The following is a 17401-nucleotide window of genomic DNA, read 5'->3' as shown; positions in this document are numbered from 1 at the left end:
ACGTTCTGAACCCAGCTCGCGTACCGCTTTAATGGGCGAACAGCCCAACCCTTGGGACCTACTTCAGCCCCAGGATGCGATGAGCCGACATCGAGGTGCCAAACCTCCCCGTCGATGTGAACTCTTGGGGGAGATCAGCCTGTTATCCCCAGGGTAGCTTTTATCCGTTGAGCGATGGCATTCCCACGTATTACCACCGGATCACTAAGTCCTACTTTCGTACCTGCTCGGTCCGTCGACCTCGCAGTCAAGCCTTCTTTTGCCTTTACACTCTTTGAATGGTTTCCAATCATTCTGAGAAGACCTTTGAGCGCCTCCGTTACTCTTTTGGAGGCGACCGCCCCAGTCAAACTGCCCGCCTGACATTGTCCCCTATCCGGTTCACGGATACGGGTTAGAAATCCAATGATATAAGAGAGGTATCCCACCGTCGACTCCGGCAACACTGGCGTGCTACCTTCTCAGTCTCCCTCCTATCCTGTACATACATCATCGAATCCCAGTATCAGGCTGCAGTAAAGCTCCATGGGGTCTTTCCGTCCTGTTGCGGGTAACCAGTATCTTCACTGGTTCTTCAATTTCACCGGGCGTGTTGTCGAGACAGTGCTCAAATCATTACACCTTTCGTGCGGGTCAGAACTTACCTGACAAGGAATTTCGCTACCTTAGGACCGTTATAGTTACGGCCGCCGTTTACTGGGGCTTGAATTCAAAGCTTCGGATTGCTCCTTACCTCTCCTTTTAACCTTCCAGCACCGGGCAGGTGTCAGCCCCTATACTTCACCTTTCGGTTTAGCAGAGACCTGTGTTTTTGCTAAACAGTTGCTTGAGCCTCTTTTCTGTGACCACTTTCGTGGCTCCCCTTCTCCCTAAGTTACGGGGTCATTTTGCCGAGTTCCTTAACAACACTTCTCCCGTCGGCCTGTGGATTTTCTCCTCATCTACCTGTGTCGGTTTACGGTACGGGTATGTATAACACTATAGCGGCTTTTCTCGGCAGTGTGGATTCAGTGTCTTCCCTACTCTTTTTCAGTCCTCGTCACACTTCATCATCGTTTGACGGATTTGCCTTTCAAACTCGACTTTGTGCTTGACCGCGTCTTCCCTTTCCGCGGTACACCTATCCTCCTGCGTCCCCACAGTTCTGATTATACATAGTACTGGAATCTCTACCAGTTGTCCATCGACTACGACTCTCGTCCTCGCCTTAGGCCCCGACTTACCCTGAGAAGATTAGCTTTACTCAGGAAACCTTAGATATTCGGCCTATATGTTTCTTACATATATCTCGCTACTCATTCCGGCATTCTCTCTACTGCTTCGTCCACCATCGTTCTCACTTTGGCTTCGTCCTTGCAGTATGCTCCTCTACCACTTATTACCTCTGTAATAAATCCGTAGCTTCGGTGGTGTGTTTTAGCCCCGATTATTTTCGGCGCAGGTTCTCTCGACTAGTGAGCTATTACGCACTCTTTAAATGTATGGCTGCTTCTAAGCCAACATCCTAGTTGTCTTTGAAATCCCACATCCTTTTCCACTTAACACACACTTGGGGACCTTAGCTGTCGGTCTGGGCTCTTTCCCTTTTGACCACGAAACTTATCTCCCGTAGTCTGACTCCCGAGGGTATCTTGACGGCATTCTTAGTTTGATATGAGTTGGTAACCTTTTTGGGCCCCGCGTCAGTTCAGTGCTTTACCTCCGTTAGACTCCTCTCGAGGCTAGCCCTAAAGCTATTTCGAGGAGAACCAGCTATCTCCGAGTTCGATTGGAATTTCTCCGCTATCCACACCTCATCGCCACCTTTTTCAACAGATGTGCGTTCGGTCCTCCATAACCTTTTACGGTTACTTCAACCTGGACATGGATAGGTCACCCGGTTTCGGGTCTACTAATACTAACTCCTCGCCCTGTTAAGACTCGGTTTCCCTTCGGCTCCATACCTTTTTAGTATTTAACCTCGCTAATATTAGTAACTCGCCGGACCGTTCTACAAAAAGTACGCAGTCAGTCAGCCGTAGCCAACCTCCCACTGTTTGTAAGCACAAGGTTTCAGGTTCTCTTTCACTCCCCTCCCGGGGTCCTTTTCACCTTTCCTTCACAGTACTGTTTCACTATCGGTCACCAGGTAGTATTTAGGCTTGGAGGGTGGTCCCTCCGGCTTCCCACAGGGTTTCTCGTGTCCCGTGGTACTCTGGATTCTGTCAGCTGACTCTCAATTTCGCTTACCGGACTTTCACCGTCTCTGGTCTGCTTTCCCAAAACAGTTCAGCTATCGATTGTCAATACCTTATACAGTCCGCAACCCCGACAAACTAGGTTCATCGGTTTGGCCTATTTCCCTTTCGCTCGCCGCTACTCAGGAAATCGAGTTTTCTTTCTCTTCCTGCCGCTACTTAGATGTTTCAGTTCACGGCGTTTCCCTTCCTTAAGCTATGTATTTACTTAAGGATGACTGAGCTTTTCTCAGCCGGGTTCCCCCATTCGGATATCTGCGGATCAATAGTTATTTGCACTTCCCCGCAGCTTTTCGCAGCTTATCACGTCCTTCATCGGCTCCTGGTGCCAAGGCATTCCCCTTGTGCTCTTTCTTGCTTGACCTTTTTTTACTAGTCTTACCTCAAATGTAGTAGCGATACTACACTTCTTTTTAGTTTGTTGCTCGATGTGTTTCTTTTTATTTGACTCTTTCTTTACATGTTCAGTTTTCAAGGTGCTTATGTCAGTTACCTTTGTAACCGACAGTGGAGATTGCGAGATTCGAACTCGCGACCCCCTGCTTGCAAGGCAGGTGCTCTCCCAACTGAGCTAAACCCCCATTTAATATTTGCTTTACTTATTTTTGACTTCTCATTCAGTCGCCTATATATATTATCATGCACTATCTATATTGTCAACACTAAATTTCAAAAATATTAAAATTTTTAAGCAAATATCTGTAATACTAAATAAAGCAGTATGTTATTGTCATATATCCAACCGGCAATAAACGAGCTTTGCAGCTTCGTCATAAACTCAACCGCCTCCGGCTTACAGCTGAAAAAGGTTATAACTATGCCTATTATCCAAAGCACGCATATTCCTTTTATTATACCGACAACAAAGCCTCCGGCTCTGCTGAAAAATCCGATTACCGGAACATCATTCAGAATGTCAAGTGCCTTTATTATGAGCTTACCTATTATCAGCCCGACAAAATAAAGTATTATTATTACCGCACCGCTTATCAGAATGTTTGCAAAAAAGCCGGCTATATAATCTTTTATTGTCTGCGCATTAAAAAGATTGTATACTACCGAATTATTATTGCTTATAAGTGCATTTTTTATAAATCCCGGCACCTTCATAGCCTCTATTATGCTGTTCTGTGCGCTTAGCGTCATTTCGGGTATAATATTCCCAAAGTCCAGTCCTGCCGATATTTTTTTCATAATAAGCGGAAAAATAAAGCTTTCCCTTACATATTTTATTACGTGCGAGGTCATCTTCCAGGAAAGCAGAATTCCGAGAAGAGTCGGCAGAAATCTCAGCACAGCTCCGGCAAGTCCCTTCTGTGCATTGATAACCGCAAATGCCGCAAGTACCGCCAGCACCGCAATATCCATATATGTAAATTCAAACGCTGTTCCAGTTATCATTCTGCCGCACTCCCATTAATCATTGATTTTCCGCATTCCCTGTATTTTCAGCATTTCCTGTATCGCCGTTTTGTGTATCGGCTGTATTTTCGTCCGCATTTGCATCGGCATTTGCATTTGTATCCGCATTTGTGTCAGTTGTATTTGTTCCATCGTCAGCCGTTGCATTGTCGGCATTATTGTCTTCCGGTGTGTCCTGTACTGCCTCTGCCATATTCTCTGTTCCTGCATTATTATCATTCTTAATATAGCTTGAAGGATTGAAATTGGTCATATCAGCCTCAACCGACCACGTTTTTGCGGCATAAATACACTTTTTAACATTATTAGTAGGATATATTCCGTTTATGCTTCCCGAATCGTTCATATCCCATACAAGATTTCCGGATGAATTTATTCCGAAATATTCCGAGCCGTTTCCGACAACAGCTCCGCCGTCAGATACCTCAAAATAATCAGCTTCGCTTCCTATGCAATATCCAAAGGACTGCTTTCCGCCGGAGCTTACAATAACTATCGTTCCCGGCTCCTGTCCTTCCTTGTCCGGAAGCTCGTTGCCGTAAACAAGCATAACATTATCTCCGCACACAGCCGCACCGTTTATTTCATTAGTGACCTCTATATTCCAGCTCATTGTTCCATTTGATGAAACATACATAATATTTCTGTCGCCTACGGCAATAAGTCCGCCGTCGCCCATAAAGAACACATCAAATATTATTTCATCGGATTTATCCACTGCCGCAAACATACTGTCAGTATATGCCGCACCCTTTTCCGCATTTACATAAAACAGACCGATTTTCGAATCAATCTCAACGCCGGACACATCAACATATGCAATGGCTATTATCTCTCCGTTGGGCGATATATCACAGTTAAAAGGATAAACACCGCTGTCGGCCTCTATTCTCTGGAATATAAGACTTCCCGATGAATTATAAACCGACACCGCATAGCTGTCACCGCTTGTTATTACCGCAGTATAGCCGTTTTTGTTCACCGAAACGGCAACAATGGCGTTGTCCGTCTGCACACTGCATACCGAGCCTTTGGAATTATATACCTTTATCAGTCTGCCGTCTGTTTCAAACACCGCTGTGCAGTCGTCCTTTTGGACAACAACCGGCGAGGTCATAACATAACCATCGCTCCAGAGCTGTTCTCCGGATTTGCTGAAATATTTCACTCCGTCCCTTGTATACTGGAGATATTCATTTCCGTAGGTTCTGTAACCGGTTTTGCTGTCCGAGGCATATGTAACAACCGCCGCCTTACCTTCTCCGAACATTCCTCTGTTGTTTGCAAAAACCACTGCCGCCGCTATAACAGCAACCGCAACAATTCCTATTATAATTTTCTTTTTATCCAATGAACGCAATCTTCGTCTTTCGGTAATTTCAAATTCGTTTTCTTCTCTGCTCATTCTTTTGCACACTCCTAAAGCTTACGAATGAATATAGTATTTAGATTGTAGCTAAAGTCATTTTTTACACATCGGAAGGGTTTGGGAAACGAAAAGTTTTCCAAGCGGAATCCTGATTTCGACTTAAGTATCGGCTTTGTCGATACCTTTTATAATACCATAATGCCTGTCTAAATAAAAGTAAATCATTAACTTTATCGTCTTTTAAATAAATACAGTATCGTAAACAAAAGCTGAAAAACTCCTATAAATCCAAACAGCATATATATTTTTGATACAAAATCCGAAAAAGCAACCGCAGAAAATACCGGTGATACGGCACACAACGCAATAACAACAATTTTCTTATTTATTCCTGTTTTTTCAACAATAAAATCTGCCGCCGCAGAGCCGTTGCATACCGCCGTTGTGAGCACAGCTGCAATAAAAACTGCTCCGTATAAAAGCATATTTCCGTATTTTATGTTTGCCGCAGCCGCAAACGGAAGCTCCGATTTATACGCATTATCAAATGACAATATTGTGCTTCCTATCATATATCCCATTACCGTCATTGCCGCCGCACACAATATTCCCGTAATAATTCCGTTTGCTTTACTGCTTTTTTCCTCATTCACCATTATTGCCGCCGCTGTTATTGTGTTGTAGGAAACATAAATCACCGCCGACAGAACAACCGAGCCGCCGTTTCCGCCTATATATATTTTCGGCTCGCTTTTCGCTCCTATAAGGCATATTCCGGCAATCAGTACCGGAACAATAATAATGCTTATGTATTCCATTGCCTTCATGCCGCCTGTTATTATTACCGCACTTGCCGCCGCCATTATGAGAACTCCGTATATGTATGGCATTGAAAGCATTTCCTCTGCTACCGCACCTGTCGCCGAAAGCATTGCATAGAACATTGCGGCAAAAAATATTCCCGAGACATATTCGGTGAACATTGCAAGCCGTTTTCCCATTATCGTATCGAGATATTCTCCGTAGCTTTTTATGCTGTTTCTTCCTATTATATACGATGCCGCAAAGGTATATACAAAAAACAATGCTCCGCTTACGGCTATTCCGGTTTTCCATCTTTCTCCGTATAAAAGAAAATAGTCCGTTATTTCCCGTCCGGAGGCAAATCCGGCACCGACAACCATTCCTATAAGCAGACATGACTTCTTTAGAGATTTGTGTATATCCAAAACAATACCCCATACATTTTCATCAGAAAAATATATGGGGTTTCAATATCATTTATTCAACATTTCTTTGTAAAGCTCAATGTATTTTTCAGCCGAATTCTCCCATGAAAGCTGTGAATTCATACAGTTTTTGACAAGTTTTTCCCATTTTTCCGGCATTGCATATACCTTAAGCGCCTCCGACAATGCCCATAATATTCCGCCTGCATCATAGGTTTCGAAAACAAAGCCGTTGCCTTCCTCAGTATCGCAATCAAAGTGCTTTATTGTGTCGGCAAGACCGCCTGTTTTTCTTACGATAGGCACTGTTCCGTATCTCAGGCTGAACATCTGTCCGAGTCCGCAGGGCTCAAATCTTGACGGCATAAGGAACATATCTCCCGAGGCATATATTTTTTGTGCAAGAGTATCATCAAACATCATACAGGAACATACTCTGCCCTTCCATCTGTCCTCATAATATCTGAACATATCCTCATATTCCTTTTCGCCTGTGCCGAGAACAACGAACTGAATATCGTTTTCCATTATTCGCTCCATTGCGTCCGCAAGAATATCAAAGCCCTTCTGGTTGGCAAGCCTTGAAATCATGCAGACCATAGGCACATCTCTTTCTTCGAGTCCGAGCTGTTTCCGGAGCTGTTTTTTATTTTCCTTTTTAAGTGAAATGCTGTCCGCAGTAAAGTTAAAATCAATTCTTTTATCCGTTTCGGGATTGTATGCGCTGTAATCTATTCCGTTTATTATTCCGCTGAGCTTTTCGTTATAGGCACGCATTATTCCGTCAAAGCCATAGCCGTATTCGGGCGTCTGTATTTCCTTCGCATAGGTTTCGCTTACGGTGCTTATTCTGTCACAATAAACCAGTCCGGATTTCATATAGCTCATTCTGCCGTAAAACTCAACCGTTCCGTTGTCAAAAAGATAGCCCGGAAGGTCGAAAAGCTCCAATGACGAAGGCTCGAAATTGCCCTGATACTGAAGATTGTGTATTGTATATAAGGTCTTAATATCCTTAAGATACGAAACCTTTTTATATGATTCACGCAAAATCATCGGAACAGGCCCGGTCTGCCAGTCGTTGCAGTGGATTATATCGGGAATAAAGCCGACAAACGGAAGCATATCAACTACCGCCTTGCAGAAAAAGGCGAATCTTTCGTTATCGTCGGAATATCCGTAAAGCTCCTTTCTGCCGAAATAATAATCATTTTCTATGAAATATGCCGGCACATCGGTATTCTTAAATAACACACCTGCCTTCTGCACTCTCCAGCCAAGCTTTGTATTGAAATTTCCGAGAAATTCCGTACCGAGAAAATAGTCCTGTTTTATGGATTTATATTTGGGAATTACTATTCTAACATCGGCACCCAATGCAATAAGTGCCTTCGGCAATGAACCGACAACATCTCCCAGACCTCCGCTTTTAACATACGGTCCGGCCTCCGAAGCAACAATAAGTATTTTCAGTTTATTACCCTTGTTCATGTTTCCAAGTACCTCCTCTGTCAGCCCTTTTTATCTTATAATATAATACACTGTTTCGGTTATTATAGCAATAAAATTTCATCGCACAGGCTCTTACAAATTGTCCAATTTAATTAATAACAACCACTGCATTTGTGGTATAATAATACTTAAGTCGAAATCAGGATTTCGACTTATTTAAACAGAAGCATGAATAGCTCATTCCATCGGCTTAAAAGCCTTGAAACTATTGACCATAGCATGGTGGCGAAGCCACTTTCGCTTGCGAAAGTCATGACTAAGCTATTCTCCTCGACGGACGTAAATTCCGTCTATTGACCGCACAAGACAGTGCGGCGGCAAAGCCGCTTTTGCTTTTTCAAAGCAAAAGTCATGACAGTATGGATTCCACTTAGGAAACCACTGACTGTGCAAGACGGCACAGTTGCAAAGCAACTTTCGTTTACGAAAGTCATGACTATTGTTTCCTAATACCTTCCGCTACACAAAAATAATTTTATCTACAATATCGAACTATTTATACCGCTTAAATTTCAGTTTATACAGAAAGAGGTGTTTTTATGAAAATTCCCGAAAGAAAAGACGCCGATAAAAAATATACATGGCGTACCGAGGATTTATTTGCCACAGACGAAATCTGGGAACAGCATTATAACGAACTTGACAAAAAAGCCGGAAAGATAGAAGAATTACAGAATACCTGCACAAAGGACGCAGCTTCGCTTCTGGAATGTCTTAAATTATATAACGACATCTGCGAGGAGCTTGACCGTATATATGTATACGCATATATGAAGTTCCATGAGGACAGCACAAACTCAAAATACCAGCAGTTATCCGGAAAGGCAGATACTCTTGCGGTTAAAATAATGTCCGCATCGTCTTTCATAGTTCCGAAAATATCATCACTTCCGGCAGACACAATAAAGACCTACATGAATGAATGTGACGGACTCAAAATCTATGAGCATTTCCTTGACAGCATTCTCCGCCAGAAGGAGCATACGCTTTCCGAGGCAGAAGAGAAGATTCTTGCCGCAACGGACGAGATTTCCTCCGCACCGCAGACAATATTCACAATGATAAACGAGGCAGACATGGAATTTCCACTCATAAAGGACTCCGAAGGCAATGAGCACAGCCTTTCTCATGGCACATATGTTTCATATCTCGAAAGCAGTGACCGTACACTCCGTAAAAATGCCTTTGACGCACTTTACGAAACATATTTAAAGCAGAAAAACACAATAGCCGCAACCTACAATGCCTCGGTAAAGAAGGATATTTTCTATTCAAACATAAGAAAATACTCCTCTGCACTTGAATCGGCACTTGAGGACGACAATATTCCCATTCCCGTATATGACCAGCTTATAAATGCAGTACATGAAAGCCTTCCGCTTATGTACAGATATGTCGAGCTGCGTAAAAAGCTTCTCGGTGTAGACGAGCTGCATATGTATGATTTATATGCTCCGCTCGTACAGGACATTGATTGGAAAATACCCTTTGAGGAGGCAAAGGCAACAGTTAAAAAGGCTCTGTCTGTTATGGGCAAGGAATATACGGACGCATTACAGCTCGGCTTTGACGGCAGCTGGATTGATGTATACGAAAACAAAGGAAAACGCAGTGGTGCATATTCATGGGGTGCTTTCGGCGGACATCCTTATGTATTATTGAACCATAACGACACCGTAAACAGTATGTTCACTGTTGCACACGAAATGGGCCACGCTCTGCACAGCTATTTCACATGGAAAAAACAGCCTTTTGTATATTCCGGACACAAAATATTCGTTGCCGAGGTAGCCTCAACCTGCAATGAGGCATTACTTATGGAATATCTGCTCAAAACGGAAACAGACAGCAAAAAACAGCTTTATTTAATAAATTATTTCATGGAGCAGTTCAGAGGCACGCTTTTCCGCCAGACAATGTTTGCGGAATTTGAGAAAAAAGCACATGAAATGTCGGCAAACGGCGTTCCGCTCACCTGTGAAAACCTGTCGGCAATGTACCATGACTTAAATAAGCTGTATTTCGGCGACAGCATAGTTGTTGATGATTATATTGATATTGAATGGGCAAGAATACCACATTTCTATAATGCCTACTACGTATACCAGTATGCAACGGGATATAGTGCCGCAATAGCACTTTCGAGAGGAATACTCAACGAAGGTCAGCCTGCGGTTGACCGCTATCTTGATTTCCTCAGCAAGGGCAGCTCGGAATATTCAATAGACCTGCTTAAGGGTGCCGGAGTGGATATGACCTCCGAAAAGCCTGTGCTTGATGCAATGAAGGTGTTCTCCGAGCTTCTCGATAAAATGGAAAAATTAACAAAATAACTTTTCCAATCGGCATTTAAAAAAATTCATTTTGCGGCTTTACAAGTCGCAAGGTCGTTTTTGCGAGAGAGGAAGCTCTTAAATTGCGAAGTCCGACTTTCCTCTCTCGCGCTCTCTCCTTTCCGGACACGCTTGAGTTACGAAAATTGCTAACCTTCGCAGGAATGCTGCTCGGTCTTAACGCAATTTTGAAATGTCGTTTGGGTTCAAGTTGGTGTAAAAGTTTAAATCTTAAATATGTTATCCAAAAAATCATTTGTTAAAATGATTTTTATAAAGTTTAGGTCAATCCTTTTTAAAGGATTGTGAGGTTTGGGGCAAAGCCCCATAAAAAAGCCTTTGGATTTGTTTGTCCAAAGGCTTTATTTTTATGGCAGTTCAATTCTTGTACCGTAATATATTACATTAGGATTTTCTATGCCGTTCAATTCAGCCACCTCATACAGCTTACTCGCATCACCGTAGAACAGTCTGCATATCTCGGCAAGCGTATCACCTTCCTTAACCACATAATATTTCTTCTCTTTTTCCACATTCTCCTCTCTTTTACTGCCCTCGGCGGCCATTACTGTAATTACAGGGCTGTAATTTGAAAAATCATCTGCAAGCTCTGTTGTTTTCTGCTCCTGCACCTCCACGCTCTCACGCATTGAATTTACTTCCGTTTCAAGCCGATGTATTTTTGTGCTGTTACTGACAAGGCTGAGGCTCATCACTATGCACAGCATACAGAAAAACGTGCTTACACAGGTGAATATAAGATATTTGTTTCTTTCCTTCTTGACCTGTTCGGTCTGCTTGTTCATTAGCACCGACCGTATTCTGTCGGCGGCGTCCATATGCGTAATGCCTTCGCTCGCCTCCAGCTCGTCGTCCTGAAAGCCCGTTTTCGGCTGTACAAGGCTGTTTTCAAGCATATATTCCTGCATCTGCGTGTTTTTCTCGTAGTATATGAAATATCCCTTTACCGGACGCAATGCCGATTTGGCCTCGTTAAGCACATAAAGCCTGTCCAGTCGATCTATGGGATCCACCACAAACAATACCTGTTTCGGATCTGAAAACAGCTTTTTGTGATATTCCTCGTCCATTGAGGTCACAAAGGCACCGAAGGACGGCCTTGAGTGCATCCAACCGACAACGCTCAGATTCGGGAAATATTTCTCCATATCCTCACTTATGTATTTCCAGCTCTGGTTTGTTATCGTTTCAACGCCCTTTATTTTTTCCGTAAACCTCGCCTGTATAACGCCGCTTATGAATATCGTGTTCTGCCCGTTTATAACAATGCTCTGTCCCATAAGCACCGCCAGCTTTTCGCCGTTTACACTGCTCCTTGAATATTGATAGAGATATGTATGCACATAATCCTCCATATATATTCTAAGCTCGTCGTCCGGTGCGCCCATCTGCTTCACATTACCCGGAAGAACCGCATTTATGTCCTCATGTTCAAAATCTGTCTGCATATTTTTTCCTCCTCTGCATACACTGTTACGTTGAGTAAAATATAGCACCGTGGTTTTGAAAAATTTGTCATATGGTGAGTTCTCGGTTTTAATATTCTTCGCAAAATTTATCAATTTACGCAAACAGCCCCATATCGCACTGATATGGGGCTGAAATAGATTATCCTATTATATATTTTTCAAGCTTTTCCGGTCTTGCCGCAAGCTCCTTCTTTTTCTCCTCATAGCCGGGACGGTCGAACATTGCATAGGTTGCGTTCTTTCCTTCCTCAACTCCGGGCTGGTCAAAAGCATTTATGTTGAGAAGCTCTCCGGCAAAGCCTGTTGCCACCTCAAACATATATAAAAGCTCGCCAAGTGTAAATTCGTTCACCTCGGGAAGTGTTATCGTCATGTTTGCCTTTCCCGATTTAAGAAGTGCATATTCGGTAGCCATCTGCTCTGTTGCGATAAGCTTGTTCTGTGTTACACCGCCCAAAAATCCGAGGCTCGGAATGTCCTGGTATATTTTAGGTATTGTCATTGTTCTTCTGAACTTATCCACGCCGATAAGCACTACCATCTTGTCAAAAGGTCCTTCTGTGTAAAGCTGAACCTGCGAATGCTGATCCGTAACGCCAAGTGCCTTTACGGGAGTCTGTCCGGCATATACCGCATTGCCGTCATTGTCCGTTTTCTTGCCGAGCGATTCCGCCCAGAGCTGTGCGAACCAGTCGGAAACATATTTAAGGCTGTCCGCATAGGGCATCATAACCGACATATTTTTGCCCTGCTTAAGTGCGATATAGCTCAATACCGCAAACATATAAGCCTGGTTTTCATATATATTTTCGTTGCCGGAAAGCTCGTCCATATATCCTGCGCCGTCAAGCATAAGCTCAATGTCTATGCCGCACATTGCCGCAGGAAGAAGTCCGACAGGCGTAAGCTCGGAAAATCTTCCGCCGACTCCGCTGGGTATTATAAATGTCTTGTAGCCTTCCTCTTTTGCTATTTTAATAAGGTTGCCCTTTTCAATGTCCGTTGTGCATACGATATGCTTTGCGGCCTCTGCCTTGCCGAGCTTTTCCTCAAGAAGCTCCTTTATAATCATAAACTGGCTCATTGTTTCGGAGGTACTGCCGCTTTTTGAAATGCAGTTGAACAATGTTTTTTCGGGATCAATTACTTCAAATAAATAAGAAAGTCTTTCGGGATCGACATTGTCCGCAACATAAAGCTTAGGATAGCCGCCTCTCTTTTCCTTTGAAAGCTCATTATAGAACGGATGATTTATTGCCTGCTGAACGCAGATAGGGCCCAGTGCAGAGCCGCCTATGCCGAGCACAACGAAAGCGTCTATATCGCCCTTTACCTCATCAACATAGCTCTTTATGTCCGCAACAACATCCTTCTGGTTATGCGGAAGATCTCGCCAGTCCATCTTTCCGTTTGCTCTTTTTTCAAGCATAGCCTTATGTGCCTTAGCTATTTTATTTGAAAGCGAAGAAATTTCCGCATCGGATATGCCATATTCTCCGACAAACGATTTCATCATATTATTAAAATCCATTTTAAGCCTGTAATTCTTTTTCTGTTCATCAGTATAAATCATAAGAGCTCCTCCTTAATATCGGATTATAAAATACTTAACAGGCATAACGCCGTTAAACTAATTATACCATAAATAGCAAATTATAAAATACCAATTATAGTCTTTTTAATGACAAAGGACAGATATATTTATATATACCTGTCCTAATAATCTCAAAAAGCCTTATTATCCGACTGCAACCTCGGGATTTACCGAAACATCATCAAGCGTAACCATAAATTCCACATGAGGCCCCATTGCCTCGGAATAAATGGAAGGCTCGGACACACTTCCGATAATTTCTCCTGCCGATACAGCCTCGCCGACAGAACAATTTATTTCTGCCAGCTGGCTGTATGTAGTTTTCCAGCCGTTTTCGTGGTCAATAACAACATAATTGCCTAATAAATCATCTCTTACGATTTCCGATACAACTCCGTCGGCAGATGCCTTCACCTCGTCACCGACCTCTGCGGAAATGCAGACATTGTCATTTGTTCTGTACTGATCAAGCGTCACGTCGTATATGGCACTTTTGGGCGAATAGCCTAACAGAATATCTCCGTCAACCGGCCAGAGAAATGTTATATCAATGTCCTCGTCCTCAGAATCGGTAATTGTTTTTTCCGTTTCCGGTACTGTTGTATTATTTTCCGTATTAACATTTGTATCAGCATTGCCCGGTTTTGAACCGCTCGGTTCAGCCTTTGTTTCGGCGTTTTTGTTTGTTAAAACAGGCTCGCTTGAAGCAGAATGCTGTTCGCTTATTTCGTCTGTTTTAACCTGTGGCTTGTTTTTGTTGTATGCCGCTGTTCCGGCACAGATTCCGGCTACAACAACAAATGCAAATATAGCCGCATACTGCCCTTTGCTGTTCAGAAACTCCATAAATTTATTTCTTTTCATTTCGATACCTCCAGAATAAAATCATGTTTTATCTCTCGAAGGTATTATTGCCGTTTAAACTGGAATTTATACTGATTGCAGCTTTATCAAATTGCATTTTTGTAAAATCATTTATTTAATTATATCAGCCACAACCTCATTGGGAATTACAAATTCCGGTGTGCCCTGTGCTCCGGCAGCAATCTCGTATTTTCCGAAGCATATTACTATGTTACCATCATTATTGATATAGAAGTTCTGGTCTTCAGCTATCTTATCGAAAGTCTCCGGGAAGTACATTCCGTTTTCTTCAAGATTTCGTCTGTTTATTTCGTCCTTTATATAATTTGTTATCGGTGTTACATAGTCTGCGCCGTCCTTAAACATACCCTTAAGTGTGTAAAGCTCTCCTGTTTTCTTGTTTATTGTGTAATAGTTGTGGACAGAGTTTGATGAACCGGATGCATAGAATGTATATACATCAAGTGCAAGTATATCATCATTGTTTGTCTTTACATCGTAATTAAATTCAATATCCATATGTACTGTTTCATCGCCAAACTCTGCCTTAAGCTCATCAACATTCTTCTGGAAAAGCTCTTTTACTGTATCTGCCTGCTCCTTAAATGTATTATTAAGGTTTTCTTCAAGATCTTTATTTGAAAGACCTTCTATTTTCGGTGTATTGATGTCAAGCTCATAGCCATCATCTTTGACTGTATATTTGCCGAATGTAACTACATTTACAATGCTTGATATTACCGGAACATCACTCAAGGCATAGGCAAGAGCCGGACTTGAATTTAATGTTACGCCTGCAAGAACTATAAATGCTGCTGCCGCTGTTGTACTTACTCTGATTTTTCTTTTAGTGTTTTCCTTTTTAATCTGTTTATTCATTTTCATAATAAATTCCTCCGATGCATTAATATTATTATATTCTTTTTTTAAATCATCAAAAAACTGATTATTCTTCATATTCATCTCCCACCTCTTTTTTCAAAATTTTAAGTGCCTTATACAATCTTGTTTTAACCGTATTTTCATTTACACCTATTACCTCGGATATGTCCTTAAGCTTCATATCTTCAAAATATCTCAATATAATTATTTCAAGATATTCCTTTGGCAGTTTTTCTATCACATCGTTTAAACTTGAAAAATTATAGCTATCCAAATATGTTTCATCATCCGTTATTTCATCAAAGGGAATAACCTTTTTGTTCCTGTTTATGTAGCTTATGGCTGTATTTGAAACAATTCTGAAAAACCATGTTTTAACCTTAGCGCTATCTTTCAGATTTCCCGATGCATTTATTGCCTTAATAATGCTTTCAGAAACAACATCCTCAGCATCCTGTTGATTTTTTGTATATGTAAACGCAAATCTATATGCGCTGTTTATATTATTTTTAATAAAGTCTTCAATGAGTTTTCTGTCACTCATACTTTTTAAGCTCCCCATATTTTATCACCACCTTTAAGAAGGAATTTCTTTTTATTTCTTTTTATTTCTTTTTACACTTATAAGACATTTTAGACCTAAAAAAAGTTTGCAAAAAAAAGACCGAATTATAAAAAATTATAAAATCGGTCTTTGATAGCATGTTATGTAAATCTGAATATCAGATTATTTTGCTGCATTTGTAGCTTTTTCCTCTAAAGTCTTTGACCAGAGCTTGTTAGCAACAGGTGTCCATTCCTTAGCATACTCTACGCACTTACCGCAAAGATGTTCACATGTTTCGGGTGACTGAAGGTCTGTTGAAACCGCACCTGTCTTATGAATCATTTCCTGAAGCTTTTCAGGGTTCTCAAGCATAGGGCAGGGACGAAGCTCGTTGTCGTTGAAAGGCTGTCCATCTCTGTATGCTCTGAAGAGAGGCTGCTGTAAGCACTCGATAAGTGATTTTTCGTGGATATTTGCACTTGAGTAATGGATGAATACGCAAGGCTCAACATCTCCGATAGGGTTGATATGGCAATAGCATCTGCCTCCGGCTACGCAGCCATGAACGAATTCACCGTCGTTCTGGAAGTCGATAGCAAAGATTTCCTTGCCGCCTGTCCAGTCTCTGATTTCTCTTACTCTGTGGTACATATATTCACGCTGTTCAGGGTTAAGAAGAAGTTCTGTTGATGCATCATTTCCAACAGGCATATAGTGGAAGTACCATGTATATCTAACGCCCTTAGAAATAAGGAGATCAAGGAACTCATCTGATGTAACAGTCTTGTAGTTCTTGCTTGTATAACAGATAGATGTACCGAAAAGAAGTTTGTGCTCTTTAAGTAAATCCATTGCATGCATAACCTTTTCGAAATGACCGTTGCCACGACGTCCGTCGTTCTGCTCTTCAAAACCTTCGATACTGATTGAAGGAATAAAGTTGCCTACACGAAGCATATCTTCGCAGAATTCTTCATCAATTAAAGTACCGTTTGTGAAAGCATGGAATGCACAATCCTGATGTTTTTCACAAAGACGGATAATATCTTTTTTACGAACAAGAGGCTCGCCGCCTGTCATAAGGTAAGCATGGATACCAAGCTCCTTGCCCTGTTCGATAATGCTGTCAAGATCTTCATATGAAAGGTTGTATTTGTTACCATATTCAGCTGCCCAGCATCCTGTACAGTGCATATTACATGCACTTGTAGGGTCCATAAGGATTATCCAAGGGATGTTGCAGTCATATTTCTTAGCCATTTCCTGGCTTGTTCTGTAACCACGGAAGCCTGCTTCATAACCAAGTGTCATAAATGCTTTTTTGAATACATCGTGGTCAACCTCATTTAAAAGTCTTGTACCAAACTTAACCCATTTTCCTTCGGGATCTGAGAATGCGTTTCTTAACATGTCATATGCTGAGGGAGCCCATGTATCGCCAAGAATTTTTTCAGCCATGTTGATGAGCTGAACCATATTCTTAGAAGTATCTTTTCCAAGGTTCTTTAAAATAGAATCAATTACTAATTCAAACGCCTTTTTTTCGGCTGCATGTACTACTTTGTTTTGCATAACGAATACCTCCAAATAATTATATAACTATGATTGCTATATTTATGTATCCTATAATAATATAGCAAAAAAATATAGGCAATTTACAAAAACTCAAAAATGTATAAAAAAGGGACACTTCCAAAAAAGTGTCCCCCAAAATACATAAAATTTATTGTTTTTATATAAAAGAATGTGTCTACAAAAAGCAGCAGATTGAACAAACAATTTTAACCATAAAAAATTAAATAAAAAAATGGGAGTTACAGGGCTCGAACCTGTGACCCTCTGCTTGTAAGGCAGATGCTCTCCCAGCTGAGCTAAACTCCCAAATGGCGACTCAGAAGGGGCTCGAACCCTCGACCTCCGGC

General features: G+C 41.7%; 11 protein-coding genes, 2 tRNA genes and 1 rRNA gene. 1 reads left to right on the top strand and 13 read right to left on the bottom strand.

Annotated features, from left to right (window positions below; genetic code table 11):
• From KQI66_RS06265 to glgA, 6 genes are all read right to left on the bottom strand, one after another.
• A 23S ribosomal RNA gene (locus KQI66_RS06265) occupies window positions 1-2601 on the bottom strand; the annotation flags it as partial.
• 144 nt (window positions 2602-2745) lie between these two features.
• Window positions 2746-2818: transfer RNA gene (locus tag KQI66_RS06260), tRNA-Ala, on the bottom strand.
• 106 nt (window positions 2819-2924) lie between these two features.
• A complete protein-coding gene (locus KQI66_RS06255; protein WP_216427837.1) occupies window positions 2925-3638 on the bottom strand; it encodes a CvpA family protein in 714 nt (237 codons plus the stop codon).
• Window positions 3639-3657: 19 nt separating this feature from the next.
• Window positions 3658-5064: a DUF5711 family protein gene (locus KQI66_RS06250; protein WP_216427836.1), complete on the bottom strand. Its 1407-nt coding sequence runs from the start codon at window positions 5062-5064 to the stop codon at window positions 3658-3660.
• A gap of 194 nt (window positions 5065-5258) precedes the next feature.
• Window positions 5259-6257 (bottom strand): hypothetical protein, encoded by a 999-nt coding sequence (locus tag KQI66_RS06245; protein ID WP_216427835.1) that lies wholly within the window; start codon window positions 6255-6257, stop codon window positions 5259-5261.
• A 48-nt stretch (window positions 6258-6305) separates the two neighbouring features.
• A complete protein-coding gene (gene glgA, locus KQI66_RS06240) occupies window positions 6306-7748 on the bottom strand; it encodes a glycogen synthase GlgA (protein WP_216427834.1) in 1443 nt (480 codons plus the stop codon).
• Between the two features lie 560 nt (window positions 7749-8308).
• On the opposite strand from glgA, the gene pepF reads away from it, so the two are divergent.
• Window positions 8309-10102 carry an oligoendopeptidase F gene (pepF, locus tag KQI66_RS06235; protein ID WP_216427833.1) on the top strand — a complete coding sequence of 598 codons (1794 nt, stop codon included), beginning with the start codon at window positions 8309-8311 and terminating at the stop codon, window positions 10100-10102.
• A 368-nt stretch (window positions 10103-10470) separates the two neighbouring features.
• On the opposite strand, the gene KQI66_RS06230 is transcribed toward pepF, so the two are convergent.
• The 7 genes from KQI66_RS06230 to KQI66_RS06200 all read right to left on the bottom strand — a co-directional run bounded on the left by KQI66_RS06230 (window position 10471) and on the right by KQI66_RS06200 (window position 17360).
• Window positions 10471-11571 carry a LysM peptidoglycan-binding domain-containing protein gene (locus tag KQI66_RS06230; RefSeq protein ID WP_216427832.1) on the bottom strand — a complete coding sequence of 367 codons (1101 nt, stop codon included), beginning with the start codon at window positions 11569-11571 and terminating at the stop codon, window positions 10471-10473.
• Window positions 11572-11731: 160 nt separating this feature from the next.
• Window positions 11732-13165 (bottom strand): glucose-6-phosphate isomerase, encoded by a 1434-nt coding sequence (locus tag KQI66_RS06225; RefSeq protein WP_216427831.1) that lies wholly within the window; start codon window positions 13163-13165, stop codon window positions 11732-11734.
• Between the two features lie 165 nt (window positions 13166-13330).
• The gene (locus tag KQI66_RS06220; RefSeq protein ID WP_216427830.1) at window positions 13331-14050 is read right to left on the bottom strand and encodes a M23 family metallopeptidase; all 720 of its coding nucleotides are present in this window, start codon (window positions 14048-14050) and stop codon (window positions 13331-13333) included.
• Window positions 14051-14161: 111 nt separating this feature from the next.
• Window positions 14162-14935, bottom strand: coding sequence for an anti-sigma-V factor rsiV (locus tag KQI66_RS06215; RefSeq protein ID WP_216427829.1), 774 nt, complete (start codon window positions 14933-14935; stop codon window positions 14162-14164).
• A 61-nt stretch (window positions 14936-14996) separates the two neighbouring features.
• Window positions 14997-15476 (bottom strand): RNA polymerase sigma factor, encoded by a 480-nt coding sequence (locus tag KQI66_RS06210; RefSeq protein ID WP_216427828.1) that lies wholly within the window; start codon window positions 15474-15476, stop codon window positions 14997-14999.
• 183 nt (window positions 15477-15659) lie between these two features.
• Window positions 15660-17051, bottom strand: coding sequence for a radical SAM protein (locus tag KQI66_RS06205; protein WP_216427827.1), 1392 nt, complete (start codon window positions 17049-17051; stop codon window positions 15660-15662).
• A gap of 236 nt (window positions 17052-17287) precedes the next feature.
• Window positions 17288-17360, bottom strand: a tRNA-Val gene (locus KQI66_RS06200).
• Between the last annotated feature and the right edge of the window lie 41 nt (window positions 17361-17401).

Source organism: Anaerotignum sp. MSJ-24 (genome assembly GCF_018918145.1).
Classification (GTDB): domain Bacteria; phylum Bacillota; class Clostridia; order Lachnospirales; family Anaerotignaceae; genus Metalachnospira.
The sequence above is the reverse complement of the archived record's forward strand: the minus strand, read 5'-3'. Positions and strand labels throughout refer to the sequence as shown.